This is a genomic window from Stappia albiluteola, from assembly GCF_014050225.1.
In the GTDB taxonomy this organism is placed as follows: Bacteria; Pseudomonadota; Alphaproteobacteria; order Rhizobiales; family Stappiaceae; genus Hongsoonwoonella; species Hongsoonwoonella albiluteola.
On sequence record NZ_JACFXV010000063.1, the window covers coordinates 201954 to 218037 of the forward strand.

Annotated in this window: 16 protein-coding genes; 7 read left to right on the plus strand and 9 right to left on the minus strand. The window is 64.7% G+C overall.

The window, feature by feature from the left end; all coding sequences use genetic code 11:
* Nucleotides 1-10: 10 nt before the first annotated feature.
* A complete protein-coding gene (locus tag H2509_RS16175) occupies nucleotides 11-694 on the minus strand; it encodes a hypothetical protein (RefSeq protein ID WP_182167151.1) in 684 nt (227 codons plus the stop codon).
* Nucleotides 695-703: 9 nt separating this feature from the next.
* Entirely contained in the window at nucleotides 704-1924 is a 1221-nt protein-coding gene (locus H2509_RS16180) for an argininosuccinate synthase (protein ID WP_182167153.1), read from the minus strand.
* A 312-nt stretch (nucleotides 1925-2236) separates the two neighbouring features.
* On the opposite strand from H2509_RS16180, the gene H2509_RS16185 reads away from it, so the two are divergent.
* Entirely contained in the window at nucleotides 2237-3802 is a 1566-nt protein-coding gene (locus tag H2509_RS16185; RefSeq protein WP_182167156.1) for a glucan biosynthesis protein, read from the plus strand.
* Nucleotides 3803-3805: 3 nt separating this feature from the next.
* On the opposite strand, the gene H2509_RS16190 is transcribed toward H2509_RS16185, so the two are convergent.
* Nucleotides 3806-4240 carry a cupin domain-containing protein gene (locus H2509_RS16190; RefSeq protein ID WP_182167158.1) on the minus strand — a complete coding sequence of 145 codons (435 nt, stop codon included), beginning with the start codon at nucleotides 4238-4240 and terminating at the stop codon, nucleotides 3806-3808.
* 72 nt (nucleotides 4241-4312) lie between these two features.
* Nucleotides 4313-5104, minus strand: a complete 792-nt coding sequence (gloB, locus tag H2509_RS16195) for a hydroxyacylglutathione hydrolase (RefSeq protein WP_182167160.1) — start codon at nucleotides 5102-5104, stop codon at nucleotides 4313-4315.
* A 152-nt stretch (nucleotides 5105-5256) separates the two neighbouring features.
* Here gloB and H2509_RS16200 point away from each other — a divergent pair, with 152 nt between their 5' ends.
* On the plus strand, nucleotides 5257-6009 hold the full coding sequence (locus tag H2509_RS16200; RefSeq protein WP_182167163.1) for a class I SAM-dependent methyltransferase: 753 nt from the start codon (nucleotides 5257-5259) through the stop codon (nucleotides 6007-6009).
* 3 nt (nucleotides 6010-6012) lie between these two features.
* On the opposite strand, the gene metW is transcribed toward H2509_RS16200, so the two are convergent.
* Together metW and metX are read right to left on the minus strand one after the other, a co-directional pair.
* Complete coding sequence (gene metW, locus H2509_RS16205) at nucleotides 6013-6663, minus strand: methionine biosynthesis protein MetW (protein WP_182167165.1); 651 nt, start codon at nucleotides 6661-6663, stop codon at nucleotides 6013-6015.
* Nucleotides 6660-7922, minus strand: a complete 1263-nt coding sequence (gene metX, locus H2509_RS16210; RefSeq protein ID WP_408022686.1) for a homoserine O-acetyltransferase MetX — start codon at nucleotides 7920-7922, stop codon at nucleotides 6660-6662. The genes metW and metX overlap by 4 nt, the downstream gene beginning before the upstream one ends.
* Before the next feature lie 160 nt (nucleotides 7923-8082).
* Here metX and H2509_RS16215 point away from each other — a divergent pair, with 160 nt between their 5' ends.
* From H2509_RS16215 to H2509_RS16225, 3 genes are read left to right on the plus strand one after another with little or no spacing between them, the layout of a single operon-like run.
* On the plus strand, nucleotides 8083-8928 hold the full coding sequence (locus H2509_RS16215; protein WP_182167167.1) for a chorismate mutase: 846 nt from the start codon (nucleotides 8083-8085) through the stop codon (nucleotides 8926-8928).
* Nucleotides 8929-8967: 39 nt separating this feature from the next.
* Nucleotides 8968-10077, plus strand: coding sequence for a histidinol-phosphate transaminase (hisC, locus tag H2509_RS16220; RefSeq protein WP_182167169.1), 1110 nt, complete (start codon nucleotides 8968-8970; stop codon nucleotides 10075-10077).
* A gap of 46 nt (nucleotides 10078-10123) precedes the next feature.
* The gene (locus H2509_RS16225) at nucleotides 10124-11053 is read left to right on the plus strand and encodes a prephenate/arogenate dehydrogenase family protein (RefSeq protein ID WP_182167171.1); all 930 of its coding nucleotides are present in this window, start codon (nucleotides 10124-10126) and stop codon (nucleotides 11051-11053) included.
* Nucleotides 11054-11068: 15 nt separating this feature from the next.
* Here the strand turns inward: H2509_RS16225 and folK are convergent, their stop codons facing one another.
* Together folK and folP are read right to left on the minus strand one after the other, a co-directional pair.
* The gene (gene folK, locus H2509_RS16230; protein WP_182167173.1) at nucleotides 11069-11557 is read right to left on the minus strand and encodes a 2-amino-4-hydroxy-6-hydroxymethyldihydropteridine diphosphokinase; all 489 of its coding nucleotides are present in this window, start codon (nucleotides 11555-11557) and stop codon (nucleotides 11069-11071) included.
* A 1-nt stretch (nucleotide 11558) separates the two neighbouring features.
* On the minus strand, nucleotides 11559-12392 hold the full coding sequence (gene folP, locus H2509_RS16235; protein WP_209002001.1) for a dihydropteroate synthase: 834 nt from the start codon (nucleotides 12390-12392) through the stop codon (nucleotides 11559-11561).
* 206 nt (nucleotides 12393-12598) lie between these two features.
* Between folP and H2509_RS16240 the strand changes: the two genes are divergently transcribed.
* Together H2509_RS16240 and H2509_RS16245 are read left to right on the plus strand one after the other, a co-directional pair.
* Entirely contained in the window at nucleotides 12599-13090 is a 492-nt protein-coding gene (locus H2509_RS16240; RefSeq protein ID WP_182167175.1) for a tellurite resistance TerB family protein, read from the plus strand.
* Between the two features lie 70 nt (nucleotides 13091-13160).
* Entirely contained in the window at nucleotides 13161-13922 is a 762-nt protein-coding gene (locus H2509_RS16245; protein WP_182167177.1) for a glutamine amidotransferase, read from the plus strand.
* Nucleotides 13923-13962: 40 nt separating this feature from the next.
* Here the strand turns inward: H2509_RS16245 and H2509_RS16250 are convergent, their stop codons facing one another.
* Nucleotides 13963-15975 (minus strand): methyl-accepting chemotaxis protein, encoded by a 2013-nt coding sequence (locus H2509_RS16250; protein WP_209002002.1) that lies wholly within the window; start codon nucleotides 15973-15975, stop codon nucleotides 13963-13965.
* Nucleotides 15976-16084 lie beyond the last annotated feature (109 nt).

Sequence of the window (16084 nt, forward strand, 5' to 3'; positions counted from 1 at the left end):
GCATGGCGGTCTAACCGCAGAAGGCCTTCATGTGAAAACCCGCATGCCGCTCCGTCTGCGCGAATTCCCGGCCAATCGGGCAGGCGCGGCGGGCAAGGCAGCCGGTGTGGCAGGTGGCATCCCTGTTCGCCTTCAGATGCTCGCGGCAGCGGGGGACGTCGTAGCCCGCTTCCAGTGACAGGGCGTCAGCCGGACAGGCTGCGATGCAGGGTTTGCCCTCGCAGGAGGGGCAAGGACCCGGCGCGCCGTTTGCCTCGAACGTGCCGAAGCGCTCCGGCGACAGGAAGGCGGCGCGGAAGGCTGCCCAGGGTCCGAAGGTCGCGTGGCAGAGCACGCCGACCGGTGAGGGCGAGAAGCTGCCGGCTCGCATCGCCCAGGCCTGAAAGGGATGCCACGGCGGGCCGTCGAAGGGAAAGACCGGCGTGAAGCCGAACTCATCGGCGATATCCCGCAGCAGGCGAGCGGTGTAGCGGTCCAGCGGATCGGGTTTGCCGTCCGATGCCTCGGGCGAGGCGCTGAATGCGTCGAAGAGCGCCGAGCCCGCACTGCCGATCAGCAGCAGCGTTCGCGTCGGACGCAAGGTGCTCCCGCAGGGCGGAACGCGATCCTCCGGCTCCGGGTGGAAGCCGCCGAGCGCGATGAACCGGGCGCGGGCAAGCGCCTTGGAAAGCCGTGTTGCCCGCGCCAGATCCATCTTTCCCGCTCAGCGCAGCTTGTCGCGCTTGGCGAGCGTGCGCAGTCTCAGAGCGTTCAGCCGGATGAAGCCGGCGGCGTCCTTCTGGTCGTAGGCGCCGTGATCGTCCTCGAAGGTGACGAGCTCCTCCGAATAGAGCGAATAGGGCGACTGGCGACCCACCACGATGACGTTCCCCTTGTAGAGTTTCAGGCGAACCTCGCCGGAGACCTTCTCCTGGCTCTTGTCAATCGCCGCCTGGAGCATTTCTCGTTCGGGGGAGAACCAGAAACCGTTATAGATCAGCTCCGCATAGCGCGGCATCAGCTCGTCCTTCAGATGCGCCGCGCCCCGGTCGAGCGTGATCGACTCGATTGCCCGGTGGGCGGAGAGCAGGATCGTGCCGCCTGGCGTTTCATAGACGCCGCGCGACTTCATGCCCACGAACCGGTTCTCGACCAGGTCGATGCGGCCGATGCCGTTGTCGCGACCAAGGTCGTTCAGCCGGGCGAACAAGGTGGCCGGCGACAGCTTCTCGCCGTTCAGCGACACGGCGTCGCCCTTTTCGAAGCCGATGGCGATCTCGGTTGCCCGGTCAGGCGCCTCCATCGGGTCGAGGGTGCGCTGGTAGACATAGGCCGGCGGTTCGTCCCACGGATTTTCCAGCACTTTGCCTTCCGAGGAGGAGTGCAGCATGTTGGCGTCGACGGAGAAGGGGGCCTCGCCGCGCTTGTCCTTCGGCACCGGAATCTGGTGCTTCTCGGCGAATTCGATCAGGTCGGAACGCGACCTGAAGGTCCAGTCGCGCCAGGGGGCGATCACCTTTATATCCGGATCGAGTGCGTAGGCGGAGAGTTCGAAGCGCACTTGGTCGTTGCCCTTGCCCGTCGCGCCGTGGGCGATGGCGTCCGCGCCGGTCTCGTGGGCGATCTCGATCAGGCGCTTGGAGATCAGAGGCCGGGCGATCGAGGTGCCGAGCAGGTAGACGCCTTCGTAAAGCGCATTGGCGCGGAACATCGGGAAGACGAAGTCGCGGATGAATTCCTCGCGCAGGTCATCGATGTAGATTTCCTTGATGCCCAGCATTTCGGCCTTCTTGCGGGCCGGCTCCAGTTCCTCGCCCTGGCCGAGATCGGCGGTGAAAGTCACCACCTCGCAGCCATATTCGATCTGCAGCCACTTCAGGATGATGGAAGTGTCGAGGCCGCCAGAATAGGCAAGCACGACTTTCTTGATGTCACCATGCGCCATTGTTGTCGTCGTCCGATCGGGTCCTTGCGGGTGGAGGTCCTGACCTCGATGCCCGCTCCTTCAAAAAGCGGGCGCACTCTAGTGCCGATTTCCTCCGGATGGAATTGCCGGGCCTGCGAAAAGTTGCCGTGTAGCGACAAAGCCGCGTTCCAGATGCGCGCTTTCCGGTCGGGCGATGTCGCATGAACGGTAAGAAAGTGCTCGCAAATCGGAAGGTCCCTGCTCGCCTGCCGTCACGGACAACGATCCGCCACAATCTGGCGATTGAGAGCGTTGCGGAAAATGCGTTCACCCTTTTGCCGAGACGACCAGATGCCGAGCCTCACCGCCCTTGCCCGCCTTTTCACCGCCGCCCTGCTCGGCGCCCTGTTCCATGCCGGCGCGGCGTCGGCCGCGGAGCTGGGAAAGCCGGTTCCCTTTTCCTTCGAAACGCTGACGGATCGGGCGCGCGGACTTGCCGCTAAGCCCTATCAGCCAACGCCCGTGCAGGCCGCCGAAGTGCTGGAGGAGATCGACTACGACGCGCACTGGAAGATCGCCTTCCGGCCGGAAAGGACGCTCGAGGTCGTGCCGGGCGTTCCGGTGCAGATGTTCCATCTCGGACGGTACTTCAAGGAACCGGTGGCGCTTTACCAGCTTGAGGGCGGCATGGCGCGGGAGATCCTCTACTCGCCCGACTATTACGACAAGCCCGCCGACAGCCCGGCCCGCCGCCTGCCTGGCGATGTGGGGTTTGCCGGCTTCCGCGTCATGCGCGCCGACCTGAAGACCGACTGGATCTCCTTCCTCGGCGCCAGCTATTTCCGTACCGATGGTGCGTCGCGCCAATACGGTCAGTCGGCGCGTGGCCTTGCCATCGACACCGGGCTATCGACGCCGGAGGAATTTCCGCGATTCTCCGCCTTCTGGCTGGGCGGGCCGGAGCGCGAGGGCGACACGATGACGATCTACGCCCTGCTTGAAAGCAAGAGCGTCGTCGGCGCCTATCGCATGGCGCTTCGCAATGCCGAAGGCGCCGGACAGGTGATCGATGTCGATGAGCGCCTCTTCTTCCGCAACAAGGTGGAACGGCTCGGTATCGCGCCGATGACCAGCATGTTCTGGTATTCGGAATCGAACCGTCCGACGGCCCTGGACTGGCGGCCCGAGGTGCATGACACGGACGGCCTTGCCCTCATCAGCCGGGACGGCGAACGCATCTGGCGGCCGTTGCAGAATCCGTCGGAAATCAGGACGTCGAGCTTCGTCGCGCCGGACGTGAGGGGCTTCGGCCTGGCGCAGCGGGACCGCTCCTTCGAGAATTACCAGGACGATGGCGTCTTCTACAATCGCCGTCCCTCTGTCTGGATCGAGCCTCTGAAGCCCTTCGGCGAGGGCGCGGTCCAGCTCGTCGAGATCCCGACCGACGACGAGATCTACGACAATATCGTCGCCTATTTCGCGCCTGCAAAGGTGCCGGAAGCGGGCGAGAGCGCGGAATTCTCCTACCGCATGCATTGGGGCGACAGACAGCCGTTCCACGACGCCGGCGCCATCGTCGTCGCCACGCGCGCGGGCCAGGGTGGCGTGCCGGGCCAGCCGCGCCCGCAGGGCCAGATCAAGATGGTGATCGAATTCGAAGGGCCGTCGCTGGAAGGCCTGACCCGCGAGGATGGTGTCGAGGGCGTGGTGGAGCTTTCATCCGGCGAGCCGATCAATCCCTATGTATTGCCGGTGGTGGGCACGCCGCGCTGGCGGCTCGTCTTCGATGCGAAGCTGCCTGAAACGGGGATTATCGAAGGCCGGGCCTATCTGAAGACCGACAAGGACGTGCTCACGGAAACCTGGCTCGGCCAGATCTCGCGCCACCAATTGCACAGGGGAAACGCTGCAAACTGACATTTACGGGTGCCAGCCCGCAGGGGCCATTTCAAAGCCTGAAAACTCGAAGCCGGGCGCGACGGTGCATCCGACAAGCGCCCAGTCGCCCTTGCTTTCAGCCATCTGCCAGGCGTGGCGCGGGACGATCGCCTGCGGGCGCTGGCCTTCGGCAAGCGACGGGCCGAGCAGGAGTTCCTGCAGGATACTGCCTTCCCCGGCAATGGTGAGGAGAAGCGGTGCGCCGGCATACCAGTGCCAGGCCTCCACGGCGTCGACCCGGTGCCAGGCCGAGATCTGGCCCGCCGGCAGCAGGAAATAGATCGCGGTCGAGGCGGCCCGACCGTTTTCGTCGCAGGCGGTATCGCGGAAGGTCTCTCTGTAGAAACCGCCTTCGGGATGCGGGTGCAGGCCGAGGAGGTCGATGACCTCCCCGGCGCTCATGTTTGGCGAGGGCATTCGCGTTCCGGTTTCCATGGCGGCCCTTGCAGTTGCAGGCTCCCTGGATCGAGAGGTTTACTCCCTGCTGTCTCAGCCGCGGAAGCTGTCCTTGCGGCTGCGAAGCTCGCCGAAGACCGCAGCCGGCTCCGCGTCCGGCATGCCGACGGCTTTCTGCACGTCCGGGTCGCCGGCACGCAGGAACGGGTTGGTGGCGAGTTCGAGCGCCATGGTCGTCGGCAGGGTCGGCTTGCCGGCGGCGCGCAGGGCTTCCACTTCCTTCACGCGGTTGGCGAGCGCTTCGTTATGCGGATCGACGGTGACCGCGAAACGGGCGTTGGCGAGCGTGTATTCGTGGCCGCAATAGATGTTGGTGTCCGCCGGCAGCTTGCGCGCCAGCCGGTCCAGCGACGCCCACATCATCGGCATGTCGCCTTCCATCACCCGTCCGCAGCCGATGGCAAAGAGCGTGTCGCCGGTATGGGCGAATTTCGCCGCCGGCGCCCACCAGGAAATCTGGTCGAGCGTATGTCCCGGCGTACCGATCGCCTGGAATTCGAGCTCGCCGACCATCACCTTGTCGCCGTCCTCGACATAAAGGTCGACATCGGCAACCTGACCCCTGGAAATCGCTGATGCGACGACGCGGGCGCCGGTCAACTCCTTGAGCGGCGTCACACCTTCCACGTGGTCCCAGTGGTGATGTGTGATCAGGATATCGGTGAGCTTCCAGCCGGTTTCCTTCAACGCGTCGCGATAGGGCTCGAAGGCGGGCACGTCGAAGGCGACGGTATGCCCGCTGTCGGGCAGGTGAATCAGAACGCCGAAATTGTCCTCAAGACAGGGAAACTGCTTGATTTCGAAGCGGGGTGCGGCGGTGGCCATGATTTCTTCCTCCTGTTGAGGTGGGGATTTGCGGCAGAGACTGGCAAAGCAGGCCGCCCACGGCAAGGTCAAAGGTTTCACGGTTGCGTTTGGGCGCACGTCACGGTTCAATCCAAGCGGTTCGGCGCGGCCGGACGCTGACAGGGCATTCAATGTATCTCGACGTCGCCGACCTGCTGACCTTCTACGACCTGCCGACCGGCAAGATGCTGCGTGTGCTGGTCGGCCAGCGGCTGCGGGAGATATGGCCGAGCATGAGCGGCCAGCGGCTGCTGGGCGTTGGTTATACCGGCCCGTATCTCAGGCCTTTCATGGACGAGGCGGAGCGTTGCGTCGCCGCGATGCCGGCCCCGCAGGGCGTCGTCGCCTGGCCGCGTGAGCGGGAGAACGCGGCAACCCTTGTCGACGAGACCGAACTGCCCTTTCCCGACAGCATGTTCGATCGCGTTCTCGTCGTGCATGGCATCGACCATAGCCGCGATCCCGAGGAGATGCTGAAGGAAATCTGGCGGGTTCTGGCGCCCGGCGGCCGGCTGATCGTGGTGGTGGCCAATCGGCGCGGGCTGTGGGCGCGAACCGAAACCTCCCCTTTCGGCTATGGCCGGCCCTATTCGCGCAGCCAGTTGGAAGCGTTGCTGAAAGACTGCCAGTTCAAGGTGGCGGCCAGCAACGAAGCGCTGTTCCTGCCGCCGACGCGCTCGCGCTTCGTGCTACGCTCGGCGCGCACCTGGGAGAAGATCGGCCGCAGGCTCTGGCCCGCCTTTGCCGGCCTTCTCGTCATCGAAGCGGAAAAGCAGCTTTTCCGGGGAGTGATTGCCGGAGGCAAGCGCAAGGTGCGGGCGATGAAGCCGGTCTTCATCCCGCAGGGCGCGGCCGGCATGCATCATCGCTCGTCGAACAGGTGACTATTACCTTTTCAGCAGGAAGATCGCCTGTTCGCCGAGCAGGTTCCACACCCACCACGGGGCGCTGAAGCCCATCTTGCGGCCCATCCGGTCGAGCGCGACCGCCTTTTCCACCTTGGCATCCACTTCCTCGCACAGCGCAACGAAGTCGCGAATGGTGCAGAAGTGGATATTCGGCGTGTCGTACCAGGAATAGGGCAGATATTCGGTGACCGGCATGCGGCCCCTGAACAGGAGTTGCAGGCGGTTTTTCCAGTGGCCGAAATTCGGGAACGACACGATGACGTTGGAGCCGATGCGCAGAAGCTGCTGCAGCACGGCCTTCGGTTCGCGCGTGGCCTGCAGCGTCTGGCTGAGGATGACGAAGTCGAAGGCATTGTCGGGATAGTCTGCAAGGTCGCGGTCGGCATCGCCCTGCACGACGGAAAGCCCGCGCGCCACGCATACATTGACGCCCGCCTGGCTCAGCTCGATGCCGCGCCCGTCGACACGCTTTTCCCTGACCAGCAGGCTCAGCAGCGTTCCGTTTTCGCAGCCGACGTCGAGCACCCGGCCACCCTCGGGGACGAGGTCGCAGACGATCATGTGATCGCCGCGGATGGCGGCTTTCTCGGCCTTGCCGAGGGGCAGCGAGGTTTCGAGCGCGGCCGTCATGCGGCGCTCCCGGGAACGGCGAGCCCGCGCGCGCAGGCCGCACCTGTCAGGAAGCCGTCCACGGTGCGGAACATCTCCGGCTCGTCGAGCAGGAATGCATCGTGGCCCCGGTCGCTCTCGACTTCCACGAAGGAGACGTTGGCGGCGGACGCGTTCAGCGCCCTCACGACGGCCTTGCTCTCCGATGTCGGGAACAGCCAGTCGGAGGTGAAGGACATGACGCAGAACCGGGTCGGCGAATGCAGGAAGGCGCGGGCAAGCGAGCCGTCGAAGTCGGCTGCGATGTCGAAATAGTCCATGGCCCGCGTCACATAGAGGTAGCTGTTGGCGTCGAAGCGGTCGACGAAGGTCATGCCCTGGTGGCGCAGGTAGCTCTCGATCTGGAAATCGGCGTCGAAGCCGAAGGTGATCGCCTCGCGGTCCTGCAGGTTGCGGCCGAACTTGCGGTGAAGTGCGGCGTCGGACAGATAGGTGATGTGGGCTGCCATGCGGGCGACCGCGAGGCCCTTGGATGGCCGCAGGCCCTGTTCGTGATAGCGCCCGTGCGCCCAGTCGGGATCGGCCATGACCGCCTGGCGGCCGACCTCGTGGAAGGCGATGTTCTGCGAGGAATGGCGGGCCGCGGCGGCGATCGGCAGGGCGGCGAAAACCCTTTCCGGATAGCTGACCGCCCATTGCAGCACCTGCATGCCGCCCATCGAGCCGCCGATCACCGCAAACAGCGTTTCGATGCCGAGATGGTCGATCAGCCGTGCCTGCGAGCGGACCATGTCGCGAATGGTGACGACCGGCAGCTCAAGACCCCACGGCTTGCCCGTATCGGGATTGGTCGAAGCGGGCCCTGTGGTGCCCAGGCAGCCGCCGAGCACGTTGGCGCAGATGACGAAGAAGCGGTTGGTGTCGACCGGCTTGCCAGGCCCGACCAGCAGGGACCACCAGCCGGGCTTGCCCGTGATCGGATTTTCCGACGCCACATACTGGTCGCCCGTCAGGGCATGGCAGACGAGGATCGCGTTGCTGCGCTCGGCATTGAGCGTGCCATAGGTTTCGTAGGCAATCTGCCAGGGACCGAGGCTTGCGCCCGCATCGAGTTCGAGCGGCTGGCCGGCATCGAAGACGACGCGCTTGCTCGACGGGTTGTCAGCCTCGTTGCGCGCGGCGACCCGGATGATCTCGGCGTCGCTTCTGTCGCCGGCGGTGATCGTGCTCTTCGTCATCTTGCCCCGCTGCGCCACGATCACCGTGGCCGCAACTTCCAACTCCGGAAATCCGCGGCGCTGCTGCGTAAATGCTTGGAGCCGCAAGCCTCGCGTTAGGTAGGGGGCAGGGAAAAGGGCGTCAATGATTTCTTTTGCTTTCGGCCGCCGCCTTACCTATGACTAACGCCCTGATTTCAGCGCTTCACCGGCGGGGATGCAAGTGTCGAACTCCAAGGCGGAAAATATCCGCGGCATCGAGGGCGTGCGCGACGACCTTGCCGCGCGTCTGCTGGAACTTGATGGCCGGCTCCAGGAACTGGCGAGCGAGCGCGCTCGCCTGGCGGCCCGTTTGGCCGAAGAGGAGGGCGAGGCTGCCGCAATGATCTGCGAAGCCAGTGAAACCCTGCGTCATCTCGTCGAGCGCCATGATGGATCGCTGCCGGTTTTCGCGCTCGAACATGTCTGGCGCGAACTCGCCGGGGCGGCGGTATCGGACGCGAATATCGTCATCCATTGCGAGGAATGCGAGGAAACGGCCTCGCTGCGGGATGCGATCCGCTACCATTTCGGTTTTTCACTTTCGGTTGAAGAAGCGGGCGACGCGCCGGATGTGGTGCGCAACGTCTCCGAAAGCGCGGGGGATATCGGTGTCATCCAGCTGAAGGAGCGCTCCGATCTGCCGTTCTGGCGCAGTCTCGGCGGCGCGGCGCCGGTAATCGTGGCAAGGCTTCCCTTCCTCGTCTCGGAAGAGCGGCCGGCCGACCTGCCCGCTCTGGTGATCGCCAAGCCCGGCCAGGCGGTATCCGGCGACATGCGCGCCTATGACGCGCGGTGGCGCGGCGCCCTGCCGGGGCCGCTGATGGCCGGCGGCATCGAGGTGCTTGCCTTCCACCGGACCGCGGAAGGCGTGGATGCCCTGATCGGCGCGCCCTCCGACCTCGCCGAAGACGACGTCCGCATGATCTGCGCGCAGGCCGGAGCCGAGCCGGACACGCTGCGGCCGGTTGGCATCTACGCTTCGCCGATTGATGTCGAGGATACCGGCGACGGCGGGTTCGACGACTGAAAAGATATGCAAGTGATCCGATAGAGAGCTGTAAACGCGATGACTGCACCCGACAGAGCCGCCAACAGGCCCGTTCCGCGTCCCGGCATTCTGGAGATCGCCCCCTATATCCCGGGGCGCTCCAAATCGACCGGCGGGGCGAAGCTGCACAAGCTGTCGTCCAACGAGACGCCGCTGGGTCCGAGCCCTCGCGCGCTGGAAGCCTACCGCGCCACGACAAGCCTTGAGCGTTACCCGGACGGTTCGTCGGCGGACCTGCGTGCGGCGATCGCCCGCGTGCACGGCCTGAACGCCGACCGCATCATCTGCGGCAATGGCTCGGACGAACTGCTGGAGCTTGTCGCGCGCGCCTATATCGGCCCGGGTGACGAGGCGATCTACAGCGAGTACGGCTTTCTGGTCTATAAGATCGCCATCCTCGCGGCGGGCGGGACGCCGGTCGTCGCGCCGGAAAAGGATCACACGACCGATGTCGATGCGATCCTTGCGCGTGTGACGGATCGCACCAAGGTCGTGTTCCTCGCCAATCCGAACAATCCGACGGGCACCTATATTCCCTTCGACGAGGTGAAGCGCCTGCAGGCCGGGCTGCCGCCGCAGGTACTGCTGGTGCTGGATGCCGCCTACGCGGAATATGTGCGCCGCAACGACTACGAGGCCGGCGTGGAGCTTGCCGCGACGGCGGAAAACGTCGTGATGACGCGCACCTTCTCCAAGATCTACGGCCTGGCGGCCTTGCGGCTTGGCTGGATCTATGGCCCCGAGCACGTGATCGACGCGTTGAACCGCATTCGCGGGCCCTTCAACGTCAATTCGGCTGCCATGGCCGCCGGCATTGCCGCCGTCGAGGATCGCGGCTTCGTCGAGGACGCCGTGCGGCATAACGAGACCTGGCTGCCGCGCGTGACGGAGGAAATCGAGGCGCTGGGCCTGAAGGTGACCCCGAGCGTCGGCAATTTCGTGCTGATCCATTTCCCGGAAGGCGGGGGCAAGACGGCGGCGGATGCGGATGCCTATCTCTCCGCCCGTGGCTGCGTGCTTCGCCAGGTCGGCGCCTATGGCCTGCCGAACGCCTTGCGCATGTCGATCGGAACCGAGGAAGCCAATCGCGACGTCGTCGCGGTGCTGAAGGACTTTCTCGCCACCTGAAAACTGAGGGCCGCCGGCTGGCCGCCCGCAAGATCGCAGATTTTTCATGTCAGAACCGCTTTTCCGCCGGCTTGCCCTGATCGGCATTGGCCTTATCGGATCGTCCATTGCGCGCGTGGCCCGTGAGAAGGGTCTCGCCGGCGAGATCGTCGTGTCCACCCGCTCGGAAGAAACCCTGCGGCGGGCGGAGGAACTCGGCCTTGGCGATCGCTATTGCCTCGATGCGGCGGAAGCGGTGGAAGACGCGGATCTCGTGGTCGTTTGCGTGCCGGTCGGCGCAAGCGGCGCCATCGCGCGCTGGATCGGCCCTTCCCTGAAGAAGGGCGCGATCCTGACCGATGTCGGCTCGACCAAGGGGTCGGTGATCCGGCAGATGGGCGAGTTCGTGCCGGACGGGGTGCAGTTCATCCCCGGTCACCCGATTGCCGGCACCGAGCATTCCGGTCCGGATGCCGGCTTCGCCGAGCTGTTCCGCAATCGCTGGTGCATCCTGACGCCGCCCGCCGATGCCGACGAGGCGGCCATCGCGAAGCTCACGCAATTCTGGCAGGCCTGCGGGTCGATGGTCGATACGATGGACGCCGATCACCACGACCTGGTGCTGGCCATCGTTTCGCATCTGCCCCACATCATCGCCTACAATATCGTGGGGACGGCGGACGACCTTGAAACCGTCACCAAGTCGGAAGTCATCAAGTATTCCGCGTCCGGCTTCCGCGATTTCACGCGCCTTGCGGCTTCCGATCCGACCATGTGGCGGGACGTCTGCCTGCACAACAAGGACGCGATCCTGGAAATGCTGGCCCGGTTCTCGGAGGATCTCTCCGCCTTGCAGCGGGCGATCCGCTGGGGCGACGGCGATGCGCTGTTCAATCTCTTCACGCGCACGCGTTCCATCCGCCGCTCGATCATCGAGGCGGGGCAGGATACGGCGGTGCCGAATTTCGGTCGCGACATCGCCGAAGCGGGCGAGTGACGCGAGCGAGCTGCTTCAGAGCTTCGTGATCTCGTCCTGTCCGGGGCAATCGACCAGCGCCTCGGCGGCGGTGCGTCCGTCGCCGAGCGGTGCGTCCGGCCAGATTTCAGCCAGCGGCACCAGCACGAAAGCCCGCTCGCCCATGCGGGGATGGGGAATGGAGAGCCCTTCCTCCTCGACACGGCTGTCGCCGTAGATCAGCACGTCGATATCGATGATGCGCGGCCCCCAGCGCACATCCCGCACCCGTCCCATCCGCCGCTCCACGTCAAGACAGCGGTCGAGCAGGTCGCGCGGCGGAAGCCCGGTCTCGATGATGACGCAGGCGTTGCGGTAATCGTCCTGCGGCACCGGCCCCCAGGGCGGCGTGCGATAGTCCGAGGAGCGGGCAGCGATGCGAATGTCGCCGCCTTCGCCGAGCAACCGCAGCGCCCGGTCCAGATGGGCCTTCGTGTCGCCGATATTCGAACCAAGGCCGAGGGCGGCGCGGATCGCTTTGGTCATGTCAGACGTGTTCCCGGAAGATGGCGGCCGCCATGCGCGCCGCATCCTTGTGCGGACGCACGTCGTGGGCGCGGATGATCGCGGCCCCCTTCTGCATCGCGATCGTATGGACTGCAAGCGATCCGTAGAGCCGATCGTCGGTTTCCACTCCAAGGACGGCGCCGATCATGCGCTTGCGCGAGGCGCCGACCAGGAGGGGCAGCCCGTGCTTGTGCAGCTCTTCCAGGCGGTTGAGGACCTGGAAATTCTGGTCGACGGTCTTGCCGAAGCCGATCCCCGGGTCGAGCACCTGCCGTTCGCGCGCGATGCCGGCCCTTTCGGCAAGCCTCATGGAATTCTCGAAGAAGCGGTCGATATCGGCGAGGATGTCGAGACCGGCATCCGCCGCCTCGCGGTTGTGCATCATCACCACGGCGGCACCGGCCTCGGCCACCGTATCGGCCATCGCCGGATCGCGTTGCAGGCCCCAGACGTCGTTGACGATACTTGCGCCGAGGGCGAGGGCGCGCCTCGCGGTTTCCGCCTTGTAGGTGTCGATCGAAACCGGGCAGCCGAGCGCGATGACATGCTCGACGACAGGCGCAAGCCGCCGCCATTCCTCCTCCGCCGAAACGGCCGGCGCGCCCGGCCGGGTGCTTTCCCCGCCGATATCGAGGATATCCGCGCCTTCCGCGATCATCCGGCGTGCATGGTCAAGCGCGGCCGCGGGGGCATCGTGCCGGCCGCCATCGGAGAAGGAATCCGGTGTGACGTTCAAGATGCCCATGATCGCGGGCACGTCGAGCGTGAGGCTCGAATGGCGGAGCGTAAGGGGATCCGGGTGTCGCTCGATCATGGAGGAGTTCCTTCGCCGCGCGAGGCGAGCGTGCGCAGGCCGCGAAATGCCGCGGGCCGAGACGCGACGTGATGCGCCCTTGCGCCCGGCAGGTCAAGGGCCGGCTGCGTTTCCCGGACGGACATGCCTGTTGTAAACTTCGCAGCAAGCTCTGTTTGACCCGGCGATGCGTTCCAAGCCAAGATGAGAGTGAACAGGAAACCAGCATGCTCTCATCGATCAAACGCTTCATCCGACAGGTAACGCTTGGCGAAAATGGCCGGCTCGGCTTCGCCGAAGATGACCACAGGCTCGCGGCTGCAGCGCTTCTCGTCCATGTTATCGCGGTGGACGGCATCGTCGACGACGAAGAGCGCGTCGCGCTGAAAAAGGTGCTGCGCTCCGCCTACAGTCTTACCGAGGAAGCCGCGGATGAGCTTATCCGCGAAGCGCATCAGCGCGACAATGAAGCAGTGGATCTGTATGGCTTCACGTCGGTGCTCAAGCGCAAGCTGCCGATCGAGGAGCGGCTCAAGGTCGTGGAGATGATGTGGGAGCTCGTTTACGCCGACGGTACGGTGCATGAGTTCGAGGACAACACCATCTGGCGCGTGGCCGAACTGCTCGGCGTATCGTCCCGCGACCGGCTTTCGCTGCGACGGAAGGTGGCGCGGGGGCACGATGATGAGGCGTTGCCGGAAGGCGACGACGAGGACTGAACTAGAACGAGCGATTTCTCCCTGATCTCAAGGCCTTCACGCGCCGCGCGGATGCATTATACTGGCCTGCATGTTTCTCGATCCCAAAGACCTTGCCAATCGACCGAAGATCCTGATCGTCCTCCATCAGGAGCATTCAACTCCGGGCCGCGTCGGACAGGAATTGCTGAAGCGAGGCTTCGCTCTCGACATCCGCAAGCCGCGATTCGGTGACGCCCTGCCGCGAACTCTCCAGGACCATGCCGGAGCCATCGTCTTCGGCGGGCCGATGAGCGCGAACGACACGGACGCCTTTATCCATCGCGAAATCGACTGGATCGACGTTCCGCTGAAGGAGGAAAAGCCCTTTCTGGGTATTTGCCTCGGAGCGCAGATGCTGGTGCGTCAGCTGGGCGGGTGCGTCGGCTGCCACGAGGAAGGACTGGTCGAGATCGGCTACTACGATATCGAGCCGACCGAGGCCGGCCGCTCGCTGATGCCGTGGCCGAAGAAAGTCTACCAGTGGCACCGGGAAGGCTTCGATCTGCCGAAGGAAGCGGAACTGCTTGCCAGCAGCGAGTCCTATCCCAACCAGGCAATTCGCGTCGGAAGGAATGCCTACGGCATCCAGTTCCATCCTGAACTGACCTACCAGATGATGGTACGCTGGACGACGCGCGGCGCGCCGCGCATGGATCTTCCGGGAGCGCGCACCCGGCGGGATCATTTCTCCGGCCGCTTCGTTTTCGATCCACCGCTGAAAGCCTGGCTCGATCGCTTCCTGGATCTTTGGATCGGGCGGGCGGATGCCATGCACGGGGAGGCCGTGCCGGTGGCTGAGGCGGCGGAATGACCGCCGCCCCTGCCCGGTCAGTTCTCAGGCCGGTCAGTTCTCAGGCTGCGCGAACCCCGTCGAGGAAGTTGCCGATTTCCTCGCGGATGACGCGTGCCTGCTCGGCGAGCGTCACGGAAAGACGCTCCACCTCTTCGCCGGTACGACGGGCGTGATCCGAAGCCTTGGCGACCACATCCATGGCATTCGCGCCTTCGCTGGAACGGCCGGATGCATTGGCCACGTTTTCCGAAATCGACTGGACCGCGCCGCTCTGCTGCTCCACGGAGGCCGCAACCGCCGCCGCGATGCCGTTCATTTCGCTGATGATCTCGGTGACTTCCTCGATGGCGGAAACCGCACTTGCCGATGCAAGCTGGATTGCTTCCACCTGCTGCGCGATATCCTCGGTCGCAGTCGCGGTCTGATTGGCGAGATCCTTTACTTCCGCGGCGACGACGGCGAAGCCCTTGCCGTGCTCGCCCGCGCGTGCCGCTTCGATGGTGGCATTGAGCGCCAGCAGGTTCGTCTGGTTGGCGATATCGCGGATAAGGCCCATCACCTGGCCGATGCGGTCGGCGGTCTGCGACAGCGCGGCCATTGAAGATGCCGTCGAACGCGTTCCCTCCACGGCGCGGCTTGCCACCATGGTCGACTTGCCGGCCTGTTCCGCGACTTCTGCAATCGAGGCGGCGAGTTCCTCCGTTGCGGATGCCGCGGAGGTGACATTTTCGGCTGCAGTGCGAACCGCGCCGCCGGCCCGGTCGGCTTCCATCGCGACGTTGTCCGAAGCCTGTTCAACGGCACTCGAGGCCTGGGAAAGCTCCTGCGCCGCGCCGTCGAGACTGGCGAGCGCCCTTTCGACCGCGGCCTCGAATCCGCCAATCAGGCCTTCCAGGCGTTTCACGCGCGCATCCCGTTCGGCGTTTTCCTCATCGCGGGCGGCGGCGAGGCGCTGCCGCTCGATTGCATTGTTGCGGAAAACCTCGACGGCACGAGCCATTGCCGCCAATTCGGTACGTCCTTGCGCTTCCGGCAGATCGACATCGGTCATTCCCTCCGCAAGCCGCTCCATCGCCATCCGAAGACGGCCGAGCGGCAGCGAGATCGAGCGACCGATAATGAAGCCGAGAAGGACGACAAGGACCAGAACGGACAGGATGGTACCGCCCACAATCAGCCCTGCCTTGGCGCGGATGTCGGCGAGGTCGGCGGCGGCCTGTACCGCGCCGGCGCTGGCATCGGCCTTGAGCTGGTCGAGGATCGGCGGCATCAAATCGAGCAGGTCTTCGTTGACTTCGACCTTTGCAAGCCGGTCGTTCATTGCAGCGGTGTAAGCATCGAAGGACTTGCGATACGTCGCCATGTTATCGGCGATGAAGGTCTTGGCTTCGTTCGGTATGTAGGCCTTGCCGAGCAGGCGCTCGAAGCGGCCATAGGAAACCTCGAAATTGCCGAGCGACACGTCCGAGCGATCGAGAGTGAATTCCTTTTCCGCCCGCTGGACTTCGATGACCGAGCGCACGAGCTTCTCGAAATCCGGATTGGAGCCGAAACGGAGTTCCTTCGTCAGCCGTTTTTCCACCGCGCCGGAAGATGCGGCAAGCTCCGCCCGCAAACCGCTTTCGGAATCGTAGCCGAGCGTGCGTTGCAGCTCGACGGTTTCCGCGAAGGTCGACTCGACCCCCGCAAGCGTGTCCGAGAGGCTGGCGAGGGCCTGTTGGCTTTCCGGCGAAATTTCCATCGCCGATATGGCATCGACCTTGGTGCGAGCCTTGGCGACGAATTCGTCGAAAGCCTTGACCTGCTGGTCGCTCGGTGCGAGCAGGTAATCCTTTTCCACACCGCGCAGGTAGCTGCCGATCTCGGCGAGGTCCTGAACGTCCGAGGCAAGCGCTCCGAATCGCTCCGCGCGAGTAAAGGCGTCTTCCACGCGGTTCTGGCTCCACCAGAATCCGCCTGCTACAACCACCAGCGCGACGAATGAAACGGCGCTCAGCGCAAAAATTCGCGCCCTCACGGTCAGCCGGTTGAAGATCGAGGATCGACGGCTGCCCTTTTGCCTGTATAGCACGATGTGCCCCTCACGGTAATTTTCTTGGCTGTCAGGGACACTGCCGCATGCAGGTTAAGGACTGTTCAATGCACTGCAAAAAACTTCCGCGACGTCGGATTGAGCGGCG

Bases quoted from the DNA above. Each gene is read 5' to 3' on its own strand.
- H2509_RS16180 (WP_182167153.1), bottom strand. From the start codon at position 1,924: ATGGCGCATGGTGACATCAAGAAAGTCGTGCTTGCCTATTCTGGCGGC.
- H2509_RS16225 (WP_182167171.1), top strand. From the start codon at position 10,124: ATGTCAGAACCGCTTTTCCGCCGGCTTGCCCTGATCGGCATTGGCCTT.
- H2509_RS16200 (WP_182167163.1), top strand. From the start codon at position 5,257: ATGTATCTCGACGTCGCCGACCTGCTGACCTTCTACGACCTGCCGACC.
- H2509_RS16175 (WP_182167151.1), bottom strand. From the start codon at position 694: ATGGATCTGGCGCGGGCAACACGGCTTTCCAAGGCGCTTGCCCGCGCC.
- H2509_RS16190 (WP_182167158.1), bottom strand. From the start codon at position 4,240: ATGCCCTCGCCAAACATGAGCGCCGGGGAGGTCATCGACCTCCTCGGC.
- H2509_RS16240 (WP_182167175.1), top strand. From the start codon at position 12,599: ATGCTCTCATCGATCAAACGCTTCATCCGACAGGTAACGCTTGGCGAA.
- H2509_RS16185 (WP_182167156.1), top strand. From the start codon at position 2,237: ATGCCGAGCCTCACCGCCCTTGCCCGCCTTTTCACCGCCGCCCTGCTC.
- H2509_RS16245 (WP_182167177.1), top strand. From the start codon at position 13,161: ATGTTTCTCGATCCCAAAGACCTTGCCAATCGACCGAAGATCCTGATC.
- folP (WP_209002001.1), bottom strand. From the start codon at position 12,392: ATGATCGAGCGACACCCGGATCCCCTTACGCTCCGCCATTCGAGCCTC.
- hisC (WP_182167169.1), top strand. From the start codon at position 8,968: ATGACTGCACCCGACAGAGCCGCCAACAGGCCCGTTCCGCGTCCCGGC.
- metW (WP_182167165.1), bottom strand. From the start codon at position 6,663: ATGACGGCCGCGCTCGAAACCTCGCTGCCCCTCGGCAAGGCCGAGAAA.
- folK (WP_182167173.1), bottom strand. From the start codon at position 11,557: ATGACCAAAGCGATCCGCGCCGCCCTCGGCCTTGGTTCGAATATCGGC.
- gloB (WP_182167160.1), bottom strand. From the start codon at position 5,104: ATGGCCACCGCCGCACCCCGCTTCGAAATCAAGCAGTTTCCCTGTCTT.